The 15184-nt window shown below is 66.0% G+C and carries 9 protein-coding genes and 1 riboswitch; of the genes, 6 read left to right on the top strand and 3 right to left on the bottom strand.

Annotated elements, in window-relative coordinates:
* Positions 1 to 57: 57 nt before the first annotated feature.
* Complete coding sequence (locus tag RTCK_RS05670; RefSeq protein ID WP_211181433.1) at positions 58 to 2307, bottom strand: FepA family TonB-dependent siderophore receptor; 2250 nt, start codon at positions 2305 to 2307, stop codon at positions 58 to 60.
* Between the two features lie 293 nt (positions 2308 to 2600).
* Between RTCK_RS05670 and RTCK_RS05665 the strand changes: the two genes are divergently transcribed.
* The 5 genes from RTCK_RS05665 to RTCK_RS05645 all read left to right on the top strand — a co-directional run bounded on the left by RTCK_RS05665 (position 2601) and on the right by RTCK_RS05645 (position 9468).
* Complete coding sequence (locus RTCK_RS05665) at positions 2601 to 4550, top strand: protein-L-isoaspartate(D-aspartate) O-methyltransferase (protein ID WP_142592086.1); 1950 nt, start codon at positions 2601 to 2603, stop codon at positions 4548 to 4550.
* A gap of 71 nt (positions 4551 to 4621) precedes the next feature.
* Positions 4622 to 4725: riboswitch (TPP riboswitch) on the top strand.
* A gap of 137 nt (positions 4726 to 4862) precedes the next feature.
* Entirely contained in the window at positions 4863 to 5642 is a 780-nt protein-coding gene (locus RTCK_RS05660; RefSeq protein WP_142592085.1) for an ABC transporter permease, read from the top strand.
* Complete coding sequence (locus RTCK_RS05655) at positions 5639 to 6583, top strand: ABC transporter substrate-binding protein (protein WP_185927922.1); 945 nt, start codon at positions 5639 to 5641, stop codon at positions 6581 to 6583. The genes RTCK_RS05660 and RTCK_RS05655 overlap by 4 nt, the downstream gene beginning before the upstream one ends.
* Before the next feature lie 107 nt (positions 6584 to 6690).
* Positions 6691 to 8457, top strand: coding sequence for a TRAP transporter large permease subunit (locus RTCK_RS05650; protein WP_142592084.1), 1767 nt, complete (start codon positions 6691 to 6693; stop codon positions 8455 to 8457).
* A gap of 12 nt (positions 8458 to 8469) precedes the next feature.
* On the top strand, positions 8470 to 9468 hold the full coding sequence (locus RTCK_RS05645) for a TRAP transporter substrate-binding protein (RefSeq protein ID WP_142592083.1): 999 nt from the start codon (positions 8470 to 8472) through the stop codon (positions 9466 to 9468).
* Positions 9469 to 9487: 19 nt separating this feature from the next.
* Here RTCK_RS05645 and RTCK_RS05640 read toward each other — a convergent pair whose 3' ends face one another.
* The gene (locus RTCK_RS05640; protein ID WP_142592082.1) at positions 9488 to 11653 is read right to left on the bottom strand and encodes a DUF294 nucleotidyltransferase-like domain-containing protein; all 2166 of its coding nucleotides are present in this window, start codon (positions 11651 to 11653) and stop codon (positions 9488 to 9490) included.
* A gap of 221 nt (positions 11654 to 11874) precedes the next feature.
* Between RTCK_RS05640 and RTCK_RS05635 the strand changes: the two genes are divergently transcribed.
* The gene (locus tag RTCK_RS05635; protein ID WP_142592081.1) at positions 11875 to 12981 is read left to right on the top strand and encodes an NAD(P)/FAD-dependent oxidoreductase; all 1107 of its coding nucleotides are present in this window, start codon (positions 11875 to 11877) and stop codon (positions 12979 to 12981) included.
* Between the two features lie 4 nt (positions 12982 to 12985).
* On the opposite strand, the gene scpA is transcribed toward RTCK_RS05635, so the two are convergent.
* Positions 12986 to 15121, bottom strand: a complete 2136-nt coding sequence (gene scpA / locus RTCK_RS05630) for a methylmalonyl-CoA mutase (protein ID WP_142592080.1) — start codon at positions 15119 to 15121, stop codon at positions 12986 to 12988.
* Positions 15122 to 15184 lie beyond the last annotated feature (63 nt).

The following is a 15184-nucleotide window of genomic DNA, read 5'->3' as shown; positions in this document are numbered from 1 at the left end:
GAGATGGAAAATCGGCCGCACGCGTGCGGCCGATTGTGTGTCCGTATGACTGCGGTCCTAGAAGCTCGCCGTCAGCGCCACGTAGAAGGAGCGCCCCGGCTCGTTATAGGTATTGGCGCCAGCGGCATTGCCGCTTCCCTCGCGCAAGACCCGCTTGTCGAACACATTGTTGACGCCGCCGGAGAGCCTGAACATCTCGTTGATATCGTATTTGAAGCCGATATTGACGAGCGTATAGGGATCGCGCGGCTCGGGGTTGCCGACCGCTTCACCCGTGGTGGCCGTGACGGTCGGCGAGGGTGTCTCGCCGTAATGGGTGGCCGACAACGTCAGCAACAGGTCCTCGCGCGCTTGCCAGTCGAGCCACGTGTTGACCGTGTAGTCGGGCACCAGCGAGAGCGGCTGTCCGTTCTGCTTGTTTTCCGACTCCAGCATATATGTGGCGTTGGTGCTCCACGTCAGGACGTCGTTGATCGGGATCGACAGGTTTCCTTCCAGGCCCGACACGACAGCCTCCGGAACGTTTTCCCAGCGGAACAGCGTTCCGAACTGGGTGCCGGTGGCGGCATCGGCGGTGCCTACCGGCACCATGCCGGAGGAGATGCGGTTGCGGTAGTCGTTGTGGAAGTAGGTGATCCCTGCATTCCACCCGGCATCATCGTTGTAGTTGATGCCGATTTCCTTGTTCCAGCTCGTTTCCGCCTCCAGGTCGGGATTGCCGACGACGAAGCATCCGTTGCCGCCGGTAGCGCCATTCGTGTATCCGACGGGGCATCCTTGGCCTCGGGTATAGTACACGTAGTTGGGATTGAGCTGGTAGAGGTTCGGAGCCTTGAACGCCCGGGCGATGCCCGCTTTGATCGTGACCTCGTCGGTCAGTTCGTAGGATGCGTTCAGGCTGGGGCTCCAGTTCGTGCCGAAGTGGTCGTGATAGTCGAAGCGAAGGCCCGGCGTCAGCGTCAGGCGGTCCGTCAGGAGAATGTTGTTTTCGACATAGATGCCGCCCATCCAGGCGTTGATGGTAGGATCCCGGTCGTCGCCGTTCGTGGGCACGCCGGGGATGACGACAGGCGTGGAGGGCCCACCGCCGCCTGGGCTGACGGCCGTCGCCTGCTGGATGGAAACATCATCCTCCATCCATTCGCCGCGGAATTCCGCACCCAATGTAAAGGTCTGGTCGAACCCGCCGATGACCACGGGCAGGTTCCACTCCGACTTGGCGGTCAGGTTGTCGAGGGTGATCTGGCCCCATTCCGTCGAGGTGATGGAGCCTTCCGGTCCCCCGGCCAGGCCTTCCAGAAGGCGCTCGTTCAGCGTCCTTTCCCACTGGATATAGCTGTTCGACTCGCCGAAGTCATAGGTGCCGCGGTGGGTAAGGGACAGCGTGCCGCGCCGCATGATGTTGGTTTCCTTCCCGATCATCGATTCGAGCGTCGGGTTGGTCGCCGTCAGCTGGCGGTCTCCGGCAAAGATGTTGCCCTGGCGGCTGAAGGCGCCCTCGATGTCGAAGACATGGTCAGAGGTGGGCTCGATCGAAAGAAGCGCCCGCACGTCCTTGTTGACGACCCCCTCGCGGCCCGCCGGCGGTGCGACGGTCGGATCGACATTGACGTCGGCATTGATGTCGGCGTCGTCCGCATTGGTCTTGTTGTAGCTGCCGAGCAGGCGGAAGGACATCGTGTCGCTGATCGGTCCGCCGAGAAGCACGCTGCCGCGCCGGGTCATGCCCTCCTCGGAGTGCTGCGGCACGTTCAGATAGGTCGAAACCGTGCCGCTGAGCTTCTCGGGCCGTTTCGTGATGATGTTGACGACGCCGCCCGCCGCCCCGGAGCCGTAGCGCGCAGCGGCGGGGCCGCGAATGACCTCGATCCGCTCCACGGCCTCGGCCGGCACCCAGTTCGTGTCTCCACGCGAGTCGCGCTCGCCGGCGCGTCCCATGCGGACGGAGTTGCGCGACAGCACCGGCTTGCCGTCGATGAGGATCAGCGTGTTCTCCGGACCCATGCCGCGCAGGTCGATCTGGCGCTGGTTGCCGCGCTGGCCGCTTGCGGTCGTGCCGGTCAGGTTGACGCCCGGCATCTTGCGGATGATCTCGGCGATATCGTTTGCGGGAGGCGCCTTGGCGAGATCTTCCGAAGTGACCGTCGAGACCCCCGGCGCCTGCTTCAGTTGTTGCTCGGCCGAAATGACGATCGTCTCCAGGACCGTGTCGTCCTCGGTTTCCGCTTCCTGGGCGAATGCCTGCCCCGCCTGCACGGCGATCATGCCGGTCAGCGCCGTCGTCAGCAGAAGCCGTGCGTGGTCCATCCGTCTCCTGGACATGCGCGATCGAGATAGCATGGAAGCCTCCTAAACATGACTAAGCTAGTCGCCTTTTCATGAGGTGGCGGGCGGGGGTCAATGGCGGTGTTTTTGAACGAGTCTAATTATCGGTGGGAGCAAATCTGAAAGCCGCGGGGCCGGCGGCTGAATCCCGTATTTCCGTTCCGAAGGAGGTCCGTCCCGTGGCGCCCGTCGAAACCGCACCTGTTTGTCCGGCGCCCTGAAACTCGTTGCATTTCCTGGCGTTGGGATAGCGTATGCAGGAGAGAGATCATGTCATGATAGATTTCGAAGATGCCCGCGAAAGGATGGTCCAGCAGATCCTCCGCCGTGGTGTGGACAACCCGGCAGTCATCGACGCCTTGCGAATCGTGCCAAGGGAGATGTTCCTCTCGGCAGGAATGGAGCGGCATGCCTATGAGGATGCCCCCCTGGCGATCGGTGAGGGGCAGACGATCTCGCAGCCCTACATCGTCGCTGTGATGTGCGCTGAGGCGCGGATCCGGCCGGAGGATCGGGTGCTGGAGGTCGGAACCGGATCCGGCTATGCCGCGGCCGTGCTGGGTCGTCTCGCGAAACGCGTCGTGACGGTGGAGCGGCATCCGCGACTCGCCGAGGAGGCGGAGGAGCGGCTTCGCGAGCTCGGGCAGGACAATGTCGAGGTCCATGTCGGCGACGGAAGCGAGGGTTTCCCCGAGGCGGCACCCTTCGACGCCATACTGGTTGCCGCCGGCAGCCCGGCCGTGCCCGATGCTCTGAAGGAACAACTTGCCATCGGCGGACGCCTCGTCATTCCCATCGGTCCGGAAAACGAGCAACGGCTGGTGCGGGTTACCCGTACCGGTGTGGATGCGTTCCAGGATGACGATCTCGGAGGAGTGCGCTTTGTCCCGCTGATCGGCCGGCAGGGATGGCTGCCGGCGGTACAGGATGACGGTCCGGCCGGACTTTCGCGGCGCATTGCAGCGGCGGCGGAGCCCCTTCCTGACGTAGACGATCCTTCGTTCGGCCAATGCTTCGACCGCTGGGGCGATCGTCGGATCGTCCTGCTCGGCGAGGCGAGCCACGGTACGTCGGAATTCTACCGTGCGCGCGCCGCCATCACGCGCCGGCTCATCGAGCGCCACGGTTTCACCGTGGTCGCGGTGGAGGCGGACTGGCCGGACGCTGCCGCCTATAACCGCTACGTGCAGAACCGCTCGCCCAGCCTGTCCGAAAGCGCCTTCCGGAGATTTCCGGCCTGGATGTGGCGCAATCGCGAAGTGTGGACATTCGTCCGATGGCTGCGCGACCGCAACCGGTCGATCCCGCCCTCCGCCGCGGCGGGCGTCTACGGCCTCGATATCTACAACATGCAGGCGTCCATATCGGCTGTTCTGGCTTATCTCGATGCCGTCGATCCCGAGGCCGCCGAAATTGCCCGGCAACGCTACGGGTGCCTCACGCCGTGGCAGGACGAGCCGGCGGGATACGGCCGCGCGGTGCTGACCGCCGGCTATCGCACCTGTGAAAAGGCGGTGGTCGAGCAGTGCCGGGATCTGCTTCGGCGGCAGTTTGAGGAGGATGGCGGGGAGGGCCTGCTGGATGCCGCCCAGAATGCGCGGCTGGTCGCGTCTGCTGAACGCTATTACCGGATCATGTACTACGGAGGCGCGGAGTCCTGGAATCTCCGCGACACCCATATGTTCGAGACCCTGGAGCAGGTGCTTCAAGCGGCCGGCGCGGATGCCAAGGCCGTGGTCTGGGCGCATAATTCCCATATCGGCGACGCCCGGGCGACGGGGATGGGACGCGCCCGCGGCGAGATCAACATCGGCCAGTTGTGCCGGCAGCGTTTCGGGGATGACGCAGCGCTCATCGGCTTCGGAACTCACGAGGGCGAGGTGGCTGCGGCGACGGACTGGGACGGCGACATGGAGATCAAGCGGATTCGCCCGTCGCTGGACGGTAGCTACGAAAGCCTCATGCACGGGACGGGGCTGGAACGCTTCCTGCTGGACCTGTCACGGCACCCCGTTTTGCGGGAAGAACTGCACACGCCGCGGTTGGAGCGCTTCATCGGGGTGATCTACCGGCCGGAGAGCGAGCGCTCCAGCCACTACATGGAGGCTTCCCTGGCGCAACAGTTCGATGCCTTCGTCTGGTTTGACCGCACCACGCCGGTCCAACCCCTGTCCGCGGATGATCCGCATCAGGGCGTTCCGGAAACCTATCCCTCCGGCCTCTGAAACCTCGCCGGCTCGGCGGAGAGTTGGGGAGGAGGCTCGATTGACAGCGCAAGGTCTTTCGTGGAACATGGGCCTATTCCGAGGGGGGCATCGTAACGGTGCTGAGATGGCGGTGAGCCGGACCCTTGAACCTGATCCGGGTCATGCCGGCGTAGGAACGGAAACGGCCATTTCGGCGCCAATTCTCTTCTCCGCTTTGCCTGGATCTCCGTGATGTGACGTCTGGAGATCGCTCGATGCTGTTCATTGTGACGCAATACCCGCCTGCCTCCGTGCCGCCGGACCCCGCCTGGATGCGATAGAACACGCGCCATGTCCCTCCGTCACACCGGATCGGGCGTCTTCGGGCTGCTGGTGCTCTGGCAGGCCGGCGTCACGCTCGCGGACCCTCCGCGCTACATCCTGCCGTCGCCGTCGCAGGTTCTGGCCGCCTTCGTGCGGCAGGGGGATTTTCTTTTCCGCAACAGTCTCGTCACGCTGGCGGAAATCGTCGTCGGGCTGGTTTGCGGCACCTTGATCGGAATGCTTGCGGCTCTGGCTGCCGCCGCCTTCCCGCGGCTCGGCCGGCTTCTCTGGCCGCTGATCCTGGTGCTGCAGGCGCTGCCCGTCTTCGTCCTCGCGCCCATCCTCGTGCTGTGGTTCGGCTTCGGCATCGGGTCCAAGGCGGTCATGGCGACGATCATCATCTTCTTTCCGGTCGCCTCGGCCTTTGCCGACGGATTGCGCCGCACGGAGCCGGCGATCCTCGACGCCGTCGCCCTGACACGCGCGACCCACTGGCAGACGCTCCGGTACGTCCGCCTGCCGCTGGCCCTGCCGGGCTTGATCTCGGGCCTCAGGGTCGCCGCACCGCTCGCGCCGATCGGTGCCGTCGTCGGTGAGTGGGTGGGCGCCTCAGCAGGTCTGGGTTTCGTCATGGTCCAGGCCAACGCCCGCATGCAGACCGATACTGTCTTCGCCGCAATGGCTGTCCTGGCTTTGCTGACGCTTCTGCTGCGCCTCGCCGTCGACCGGCTGACGGCGCGGCTGACGCCCTGGGCACCGGAAACCGAACACTCGTCCCGAATCGTTAGCCGGAGAAACAAATCATGAAGCTTTGCTTCCTATCCCTCGTCCTGCTTGCACTCTTTGCGATGCCCGTGCCCTCCTTCGCAGCCGATCGCCTGTCGGTGCTGCTGGAATGGTTCGTCAATCCCGACCACGCTCCCATGGTCGTGGCGCTCGAGAAAGGATTGTTCCAGCAGGCCGGGCTGGAGGTCGAGCTGGTCCCGCCCGCCGATCCGTCCGCCGTTCCGCGGCTGGTCTCGGCAAAGCAGGCGGATATCGGAGTTCACTATCAGCCCAACCTCTATCTCGACCATGCCGCCGGCCTGCCGCTCGTGCGCTTCGGCACGCTGGTGGAGACTCCGCTCAACACGGTCACGGTGCTCGCGGATGGACCGGTCGGATCGCTTGCGGACCTAAAGGGCAGGAAGATCGGCTTCTCCGTCTCGGGCTTCGAGGATGCGTTGCTGAAGCGCATGCTCGCCGTGGAAGGCGTCGGCCTCGACGAGGTGAAACTCGTCAACGTCAACTTCGCTCTCACCTCGTCCCTGCTCGGCGGTCAGGTGGATGCCACGGTCGGTGGCTTCCGCAATTTCGAGCTGACCCAGATCCGGCTCGAGGGCGGCGAGGCACGTTCCTTCTTTCCGGAGGAGTACGGCGTGCCCGTCTACGACGAATTGATTTTCGTCGTCCACAGGGATCTCGCTGGGGACGACCGGCTGCGCCGCTTCCTGCAGGCCGTGGAACAGGCCAGCATCTTCCTCACCAATCATCCCGAAGAGGCCTGGGCGCTCTTCATCAAGGCCTATCCGAATCTCGACGATGCGCTGAACCGGCAGGCCTTCACCGACACCCTCCCTCGCTTTGCCAAGCGCCCCGCCGCGCTGGACCGGGCTCGCTACGAGCGTTTCGGCGCCTTCATGGCCGAAAGCGGCCTGATCGAGCGGTCTCCGGCGGTCGAAGACCTGGCGATCGAAATCGGCCGATGACGGGGATGCAGCGCCGGCCGGCGGCCCTGCCAAACAGTTTTGCGGCGACTTTGTCGCCACCGGCGGACGGCAGGGGACCTGCCGGCGCGGCCGCCTTGGCGGGCCGGATGGTTCACCGCCTCGAACAGCTGCTGTCGGCCTGCGCCGCCATTCTCCTCATGCTGCTTCTCGGGCTCGTTCTGGTCTCGGTCGGTCTTCGGTACCTGCTGTCGACCGGCATCGTAGGAACCGAGGAGGCGGCCCTCTGGCTGTTCCTGGCGCTCGTCGCGCTCGGCATGCCGCTCAGCCTACGCGGGCCGCTTTCGCTGCGGCTGGACGGGCTCACCCGGCTGCTGCCGGGAAGGCTGAAGGCGTCGGCCGACATCTGCGCGGATGCCTTCACCGCTGCGGCCGGCTTCGTCCTCCTCGCCGGTGGCGGAGCGGCGGCTACGGCCATGCGCTCCTTGTCTCCCGTTCTCGGCCTTCCGGAAGCCGTCCGCTTCGCCTGCCTCTCTGGAGGAGGTCTTCTGCTCGTCATCACCCTCCTGCTCGTCCGCATCAGCGAGGGCCGGGCCATCGGGGCGTGCCTTTCCCTGATCTTGGCAGGCGCGGCCGTCCTCGCCGTGCCCGATGTACGGATAGTCTCGGAATGGCAGCCGAGCATGGTTGCGGCGCTTGCCGCCGGAACAGGATTGGCACTGGGAGCGCCGCTTGCCCACTGCCTGCTCGTCGGCGTCTTCCTCGCTCTTCCCTTTGGCGGCGGATTGGGCGAGGCCGCAATCGCCTCGTCGGTAGCCGGCGGCATGTCGAAATTCCTGCTGCTGGCAATCCCCTTCTTCCTGCTTTGCGGCGGATTGCTGACCCTGTCCGGCGCCGGTGCGCGCCTCGTGCGGCTGGCGGAAGCCCTCGTCGGTCACAGGAAGGCGGGCCTAGCGCAGACTGCGCTGCTTTCGGGCGTCCTCTTCTCCGGCGCATCCGGTTCGTCGGTGGCGAATGCCGCCTTCGGTGCGGCGACCTTCCATCCGCATCTTGTCCGTCACGGTTATCCGCCGGAGCGTTCCGCCGCGATCATCGCCGCCACGTCCGTGCTCGACAATGTCATCCCCCCTTCCATCGCATTTCTTCTCCTGGCTGCCGCGACCGACCTGTCCGTCGGCGCGCTGCTGGTCGGCGGAGCCTATGCCGGCCTGCTCATGGCGCTCTGCCTCGCCGTGGCGATCCGCCTTGCCAACGGAGACAGCGCCCGCAGCGTCCGGGCCGGCGGCGACGAACGTCGCAAGGCCCTTGTGAAGGCCGTTCCGGCGCTTGGGCTCGTAGGGGTTGTCGTCGGCGGCATACGCTTCGGGGTCGTGACGCCCACGGAAGCGGCGGCACTCGCCGCCGGCTATGCGCTGCTGCTGGCGGTGGCGGGCCGGCAAGGCCCGGCGGGCCTCTTTTCGACCTTCCGCCGGTCGGCGGTCGAGGCTGCGGCGCTCGGCCTGCTGATCGGCGCGGCCGCCCCGTTTGCGTTTCTTCTTGCCGTCGACGGCGTGGCGGGCATGGTGACCAATGCGGTCGGGACCCTCGGCGGCAACCCGTGGCAGGTCCTGCTTCTCTGCAACCTTGTCCTGCTTGCGGCAGGCATGGTGCTCGATACCGGGGCGGCGATCCTGCTGCTCGGACCGATCCTGCTGCCGGCCGCCGTGGCCGCCGGCATCGACCCAGTGCTGTTCGGCGTGATCCTCGTCGTCAACCTGATGCTGGGCGGGTTGACCCCGCCGGTGGGCATGCTGGTCTTCGTGGTCAGCGGCACGACCGGAGTGCCGCCGGCCACCCTCTTCCGGGCGGTCATCCCCTATCTCGTCGCGCTGCTATGCGCGCTTCTCGCCCTCTGCCTTCTGACGCTTCTTCTCTGAAAGGAATGCTCGATGATCCCTCTCACACGCCGCACCCTGCTCACGGCCGCCGCCCTGGTTCCGGCCTTAGCCTCTCCTCGTCTCGTACGGCCCGCCGCCGCCCGGACAACCCCGGTGACGGTCGCTTCGCTGCTTGGCGAAGACAAGCCGGAGACGCGGATCTGGCGGTGGATCGCTGATCGCGCCGAGGAGCGCCTGCCGAACCGGTTCCGCTTCAGGATCGTCGCCAATGGCGCGCTCGGTGGTGAAAAGGAAGTGGCGGATGGGGCATTGCTCGGTTCCATCCAGGCAAGCCTCTCCACCGTCTCCACCCTCGCGGCCTGGGTGCCGGAACTGCAGGTGCTGGACCTGCCCTTCCTGTACCGGGACCAGCATCATATGCGCCGCGTCGTCGGTGGTGAGATCGGCGAGGGACTGGTCGTGCGCCTTGCCGAGCAGAGGTTCGTCGTCGGGGGCTTCATCGATTACGGTGCCCGCAATCTGCTTGCCAAGGAAGCGGTAACGCTGCCGCAGCAGATGCGGGGAAAGACGATGCGGGTGATCCAGAGCCGGCTCCATACCAGTCTCTGGAGCGGCTTCGGAGCGATCCCCGTCGGCATTCCGATCACGGAGACCTACAATGCGCTCTCCACCGGAGTGGCCGACGCGATGGACCTGACCATTTCGGCCTATGCGGGGCTCAAGCTATACGAGGTCGTGCCGTTCCTGACCCGGACCTCCCATATCCGGTCGGCAGGCGTGATCTTCTTTGCCGCGGATTTCTGGGATCGTCTCGACGACCAGGAGCGGCAGGTCCTGACGGAGATCTCGGGGAAGGCTACGGAACTCTTCAACACCTGGATGGCCGACGACGAGCAGACGTCGCTCGACCTGGCGGTCTCCCGGGGCGCTCGGGTACTGCAGCCGGAATCACCGGAGCAATGGCGCAAGCTTGCCGAACCCGTCTGGCAGGAGTTTGGCGGGGCCGTCGGCGGCCGGAAGATCATAGATGCCATCCTGCGGCTGAGCTGACCAGAAATCCGCAGCGGCCTCAGGTCTCCCGCAGCAGGTCTCCCACGAGATTGCGCACCAGGCCGACATGCTGGAGCGCGTGGCGCAACCGCTCCATGTCCCTGCGGTTGAGCCGGGATACGTCCACCGTACCGCCCGGCTTGATTCCGGCTTCGATGTCGGCGATCTGCTGTGTCAGGATAAGCCGCATCAGGAAACCGTGCATGTCGGCCAGCAGCGCCGCAACGCTCTCCGAACGCCTGGCGGCAGCGGCTGCCTGCCGCAGTCGCTCCGGCGTTGTGTGGGCGGGGATCTCATGACGAAGCGCGACGACCCGGGCGCCGGAGACGATCGGCAGCAAGGCACCATTCTTGAGGTCGACGCGTCCGCCATTGTCCTTTCGGATGCGGCCGAACATGCCGAGCGGGCTGTAGCGTGCCGCCGCGTCCTCGCTGAGGATCCGCAGCATGCCCGGGGAAGCGCGCGCAACATGGGCGCACTCGAGCCGGAGGCTGTCCGCGAGCCCTGCCGCCTTCGTCGAGGAGACGTGGGCCGGCGCGAAGTCGAAGAAGATGTCGACGTTTGCCAAACCCTGCCGCGACGGCTCCGTCGCCCAGATCCGCGCCTGCCGAAGCCATTCGCCATGTCTCCTGCGCCAGGAGCGGTTCTTCGCCATCACGCCGCCGCGACAGTACGGGACGCCCGCGCGGTCGAGGATCTCGTTGACGCGCATGGAGAAGCGGCTGAACCAGTCCTCCTCCGAATCGAGGTCGCCGTGGTAGTCGTCGTCGATCACCAGCGCATTGTCCTGATCCGCCGCCAGCAGGCTCTCGCCCCTGCCGCCCGATCCGAGAACGAGCAGGGCATAATCGGCCGGCGGCGGGCCGTGACCGGCCGCCAGAAGTTCGCCCTCGGCGATCTCCGCGGCCCGAGCGGTCATCGCACGTCCTTCCGCGGCAATCACCGCCCCCACCGCCTGCGCGTTGAGGCCGTCGGAGATCAGGCCCGAAGCGAGGGAGGGGAGAGCCGCCCGGACCCGTGCGAGTTCGCGCGGGCGCGTCGCTGCAGCAATTTCGTCGCCCACCGTCAGCGTCGAAAGCGCCCGCTCCCGCAGGAGGGTTCGAAGGGTGAAGACACCGGCGAGGTCGCCGTGCTCGTTTCGGACGCCGAGATAGCGGAGGTTCCGGCGCGCCATCAGTCCGAGCGCCCGGTAGAGAAACGTATCCCCGGGTGCGGTGATGACCGGCGAGCTCATGATCGTGCCGACCACCGTCGCACCGGCCTCCGGTCCCCTGTCGGCCAGCACCCGCAGGACGTCACGCTCGGTCAGTATCCCATGCGGCCCATCGGCCTGCCTGACGATGACGCAGCCTATGCCCTTGTCCGCCATCAGGCGGGCCGCCTCGTGCAGCGAGGCACCGGCATCCACGGTGATCGGCGGACTGCTCATCACGTCTTCCAGCCGCTGGCGATAGAGGAAGCTGTCGATTGCCCGCTTGCTTCCGATCTCGATTGCCGTGTGAACGAAATCCGGCCCGCCGGCCGGGCGCTCGAACCAGCCCACCCCCTGCTGCTGCGCAACAAGCGCATGGGCCGACCACCCGAGATTTTCCGCCTCGCCCAGAGTGCGGACGCCCTTGCCGATAAGGCGCTGTTGCATGGCGGCATAGACGGCGGCCGTCGCGCGGGCATCACCCAGCGCAGTATGACGGCCCTCGATTTCGATGCCGTAGGTAAGGGCCAGGTTGTCCAGGGAGGGGCTGACGAGGCCCGGCGTGATGGCGACCGACATCAGGGCGATGTCGAGCCAGCGCGGCTCCTTCCAGCGCACGCCGTGGCGATGCGCCTCGTTGCGCAGCATGGCGAGGTCGAAGTTGATCGAATGGCCGACGACGACCCGGTTGCCGATGAACGTCTCCAGTTCGCGGGCGACCTGAGCAAAATTCGGGCGGCCGGAAACATCGGCATCGGCAAGCCCGTGCACGCGGCTGGACCCCGCGGGGATCGGGATGCCGGGGTTGATGATGACGTCAAAGACCTGCGTTTCCAGAATGTCCGCGCCGTGCATGCGGATCGCGCCGATCTGGACGATGCGGTCCTGCCTTACGTCAAGCCCCGTGGTTTCGGTATCGAGCACGACGGTGTCGAGGGCGATCAACGGGGCGCTCGCACCCGCCGCCGCGTCACCGAACGTTCCGGGCGTCACGCCATCGTCTCCATACCGCCTTCTGCGCTGTCCATCACTCGTCCCAGCCCGCGAAAGAACCGGAGCTGCTCCCGTCCCGCAGACTCGACCGGATTTCAGGCTTCGGCAAGTAGACTTAAGCCGCAACCCGCCGCCATCCGGATCAATCGGGACGATGGCCTTTGTCCTCCGGTTTTCCTTCCGGTATCACTTCTGGCCAGTTTAACAGGCGGGAGAGCGACGTGGAGGACGTGGATTGCGTGGTGGTCGGTGCAGGCGTCGTCGGACTGGCGACCGCAAGGGCACTGGCGCTTGCGGGTCGCGAGGTGCTGGTCCTCGAAGCGGACAACGCGATCGGCACCGGAACGTCCTCGCGCAACAGCGAGGTCATTCACGCCGGGATCTATTATCCCTCGGACAGCCTCATGGCGAAGCTCTGCGTGGCCGGGAGGCACCAGCTCTACCGGTATTGCGCGGAGCGTGGTCTGCCGCACCGCAACTGCGGCAAGCTGATTGTCGCAACCTCGCCGGAGGAGCTCGAAGTGTTGCCGGGGATCGCCGCCCGGGCCGCGGCGAACGGCGTCGACGACCTGCGGCAGATTTCCGCCGAGGAAGCGATGGATCTGGAGCCTGCCCTTTCCGCCACCGGCGCGCTGCTTTCGCCTTCGACCGGCATCATCGACAGCCATGCGCTGATGACCTCGCTGCTGGGCGACGCGGAAGATGCAGGCGCCCTGATCGCCTTCAAGGCGCCGGTGGTGGCGGGTCGGGCGGTCGAGGCGGGAGTGGAGATCGAGATTGGCGGCGAAGAACCCGCCGCGCTGCGCTGCCGGCTGCTGGTCAATGCTGCCGGGCACGGAGCGCCGGGTCTGGCGAGGAGGATCGCCGGAATGCCGCCGGAAAAGGTGCCGCAGGCCTACTTCGCCAAGGGCAGCTATTTCTCGATGACCGGCAGGACGCCGTTTTCGCGACTGATCTACCCGGTGCCGGTAAAGGGCGGGCTCGGCATCCACCTGACGCTCGATCTTGCCGGCCGGGCACGCTTCGGCCCCGACGTCGAATGGGTGGATGGTCTGCGATACGAGGTCGACCCGGCCCGCGCCGAGAGCTTCTACCGCGGTATCCGGCGCTACTATCCGGGTCTTGCCGACGGTTCGCTGATCCCCGCCTATTCCGGCATCCGGCCGAAGATCGTGCCGCCGGAGGTGGCGTCGCAGGACTTCCTCATCCAGGGGCCGCCGGCGCATGGCGTGGCCGGTCTCGTCAACCTGTTCGGCATCGAGTCGCCGGGTCTCACCTCCTGCCTTGCCATCGGGGACCATGTTCGAGACACGGTAAGGCAAGGCTGACGCATCAGATATTGCGCCGCTTGCCCTCCAGAAGGTCGAGAACCTTGTTGGCGGCATCGAGCACGTTGGTGCCGGGGCCGAAGACGGCGGCGACGCCGTTCTCCAGCAGGAAATCGTAGTCCTGGCGCGGGACGACACCGCCCACCACGACGATGACGTCGCCTCCGCCCTTTGCCTTGAGTGCCTCCACCAGTTGCGGCGCGAGCGTCCTGTGGCCGGCAGCGAGCGAGGACATTCCCACCACCTGGACCTTCTCCTTCACCGCCAGGTCGGCCGCCTCGTCGGGTGTCTGGAAAAGCGGTCCGGCCAGCACGTCGAAGCCGATATCGCCGAAGGCGGAGGCGATCACCTTGGCGCCGCGATCATGACCATCCTGCCCGAGCTTGGCGACCATGATCCTCGGCCTGCCGGAGGATTGGGCATAGCCGGAGAGGCGCGAGACGAGCGTCCTGTACTCCGGATCGTCCTCGTAGGCGGCGCCGTAGATGTCGCCCACCACTTCCGGCACGGCGGCATGGTCGCCGAAGGCCTGGCGCATGGCGTCGGATATCTCGCCCACCGTGGCCCTCGCGCGCGCCGCCTCGACGGCGGCCGCAAGCAGGTTGCCCTGGCCCGAACGAGCGACTTCAGAAAGCGTAGCGAGCGTCTCCTCCACGCGCTTCGGATCGCGCTGCCGCCGTACCTGCTTCAGCCGCCTGATCTGGGCGGCGCGTACGGCGGTGTTGTCGATCGCCAGGATGTCGAGATCGTCCTCGTTCTCCAGCCGGTACTTGTTGACGCCGACGATGATCTCCTCGCCGCGGTCGACGCGGGCCTGACGCTTGGTGGCCGCCTCCTCGATCAGCCGCTTCGGCAGTCCGTCCGCGACTGCCCTGGTCATGCCGCCGAGCTTCTCGACCTCTTCGATCAGGGCCCAGGCCTTCTCCGCCAGCTCGTTGGTCAGCGTCTCGATGTAATAGGAGCCGGCCAGCGGATCGACGACCTTGGTGACGCCGGTCTCGTGCTGCAGGATGAGCTGCGTGTTGCGGGCGATACGGGCGGAGAAATCCGTCGGCAGCGCCATCGCCTCGTCGAGCGCGTTGGTGTGCAGCGACTGCGTGCCGCCGAGCACGGCCGACAGCGCCTCGTAGGCCGTGCGGATGACGTTGTTGTAGGGGTCCTGCTCCTGCAGCGAGACGCCCGACGTCTGGCAGTGGGTGCGTAGCATCAACGAGGATGCCTTTTGCGGCCGGAACTCCTCCATGATCGACGACCAGAGGAGGCGCGCCGCGCGCAGCTTGGCGATCTCCATGAAGAAGTTCATGCCGATGGCGAAGAAGAAGGAGAGGCGGCCGGCGAAATCGTCGACGTTGAGGCCCTTGGCGAGCGCCGCACGGACATATTCGCGTCCGTCGGCGAGCGTGAAGGCAAGCTCCTGCACCAGCGTCGCGCCCGCCTCCTGCATGTGATAGCCGGAGATCGATATCGAGTTGAAGCGCGGCATCTCCTTCGCGGTGTACTCGATGATGTCCGCGACGATCCGCATCGAGGGCTCGGGCGGGTAGATATAGGTGTTGCGGACCATGAACTCCTTGAGGATGTCGTTCTGGATGGTGCCGGAGAGCTCCGCCCGCGAGCAACCCTGTTCCTCGCCCGCCACGATGAAGGAGGCGAGGATCGGGATGACGGCGCCGTTCATCGTCATGGAGACGGACATGTCCTTCAGCGGGATGCCGTCGAACAGGATCTTCATGTCCTCGACGGAATCGATCGCCACCCCCGCCTTGCCGACGTCGCCCTCCACGCGCGGATGGTCGGAATCGTAGCCGCGGTGGGTGGCGAGGTCGAAGGCGACGGAAAGACCCTTCTGGCCGGCGGCAAGGTTGCGGCGGTAGAAGGCATTCGACGCTTCCGCCGTCGAGAAGCCGGCATACTGGCGAATGGTCCAGGGGCGGCCGGCATACATGGTGGCGCGCGGGCCGCGGACGAAGGGCTTGAAGCCCGGCAGGCTGTGGAGGTGGTTGACCCCTTCGAGGTCCTGCGCCGTGTAGAGCGGCTTGACGTCAATTCCCTCGGGTGTCTCCCAGACCAGCGTCTTCGGCGAAGCCTTCAGCTCCTTCTCGGCCAGCTGCTCCCAATCCTTCAGGGTCTTCTCCGACATCGGTCGCTCCTCGATACGCCTTTGTTCACGCGCGGAAGGCTCCGCCGTGGCTTGTTATTCAGT

This window comes from Pseudorhizobium endolithicum (assembly GCF_902153245.2).
GTDB classification, from domain to species: Bacteria; Pseudomonadota; Alphaproteobacteria; order Rhizobiales; family Rhizobiaceae; genus Neorhizobium; species Neorhizobium endolithicum.
The sequence above is the reverse complement of the archived record's forward strand: the minus strand, read 5'-3'. Positions and strand labels throughout refer to the sequence as shown.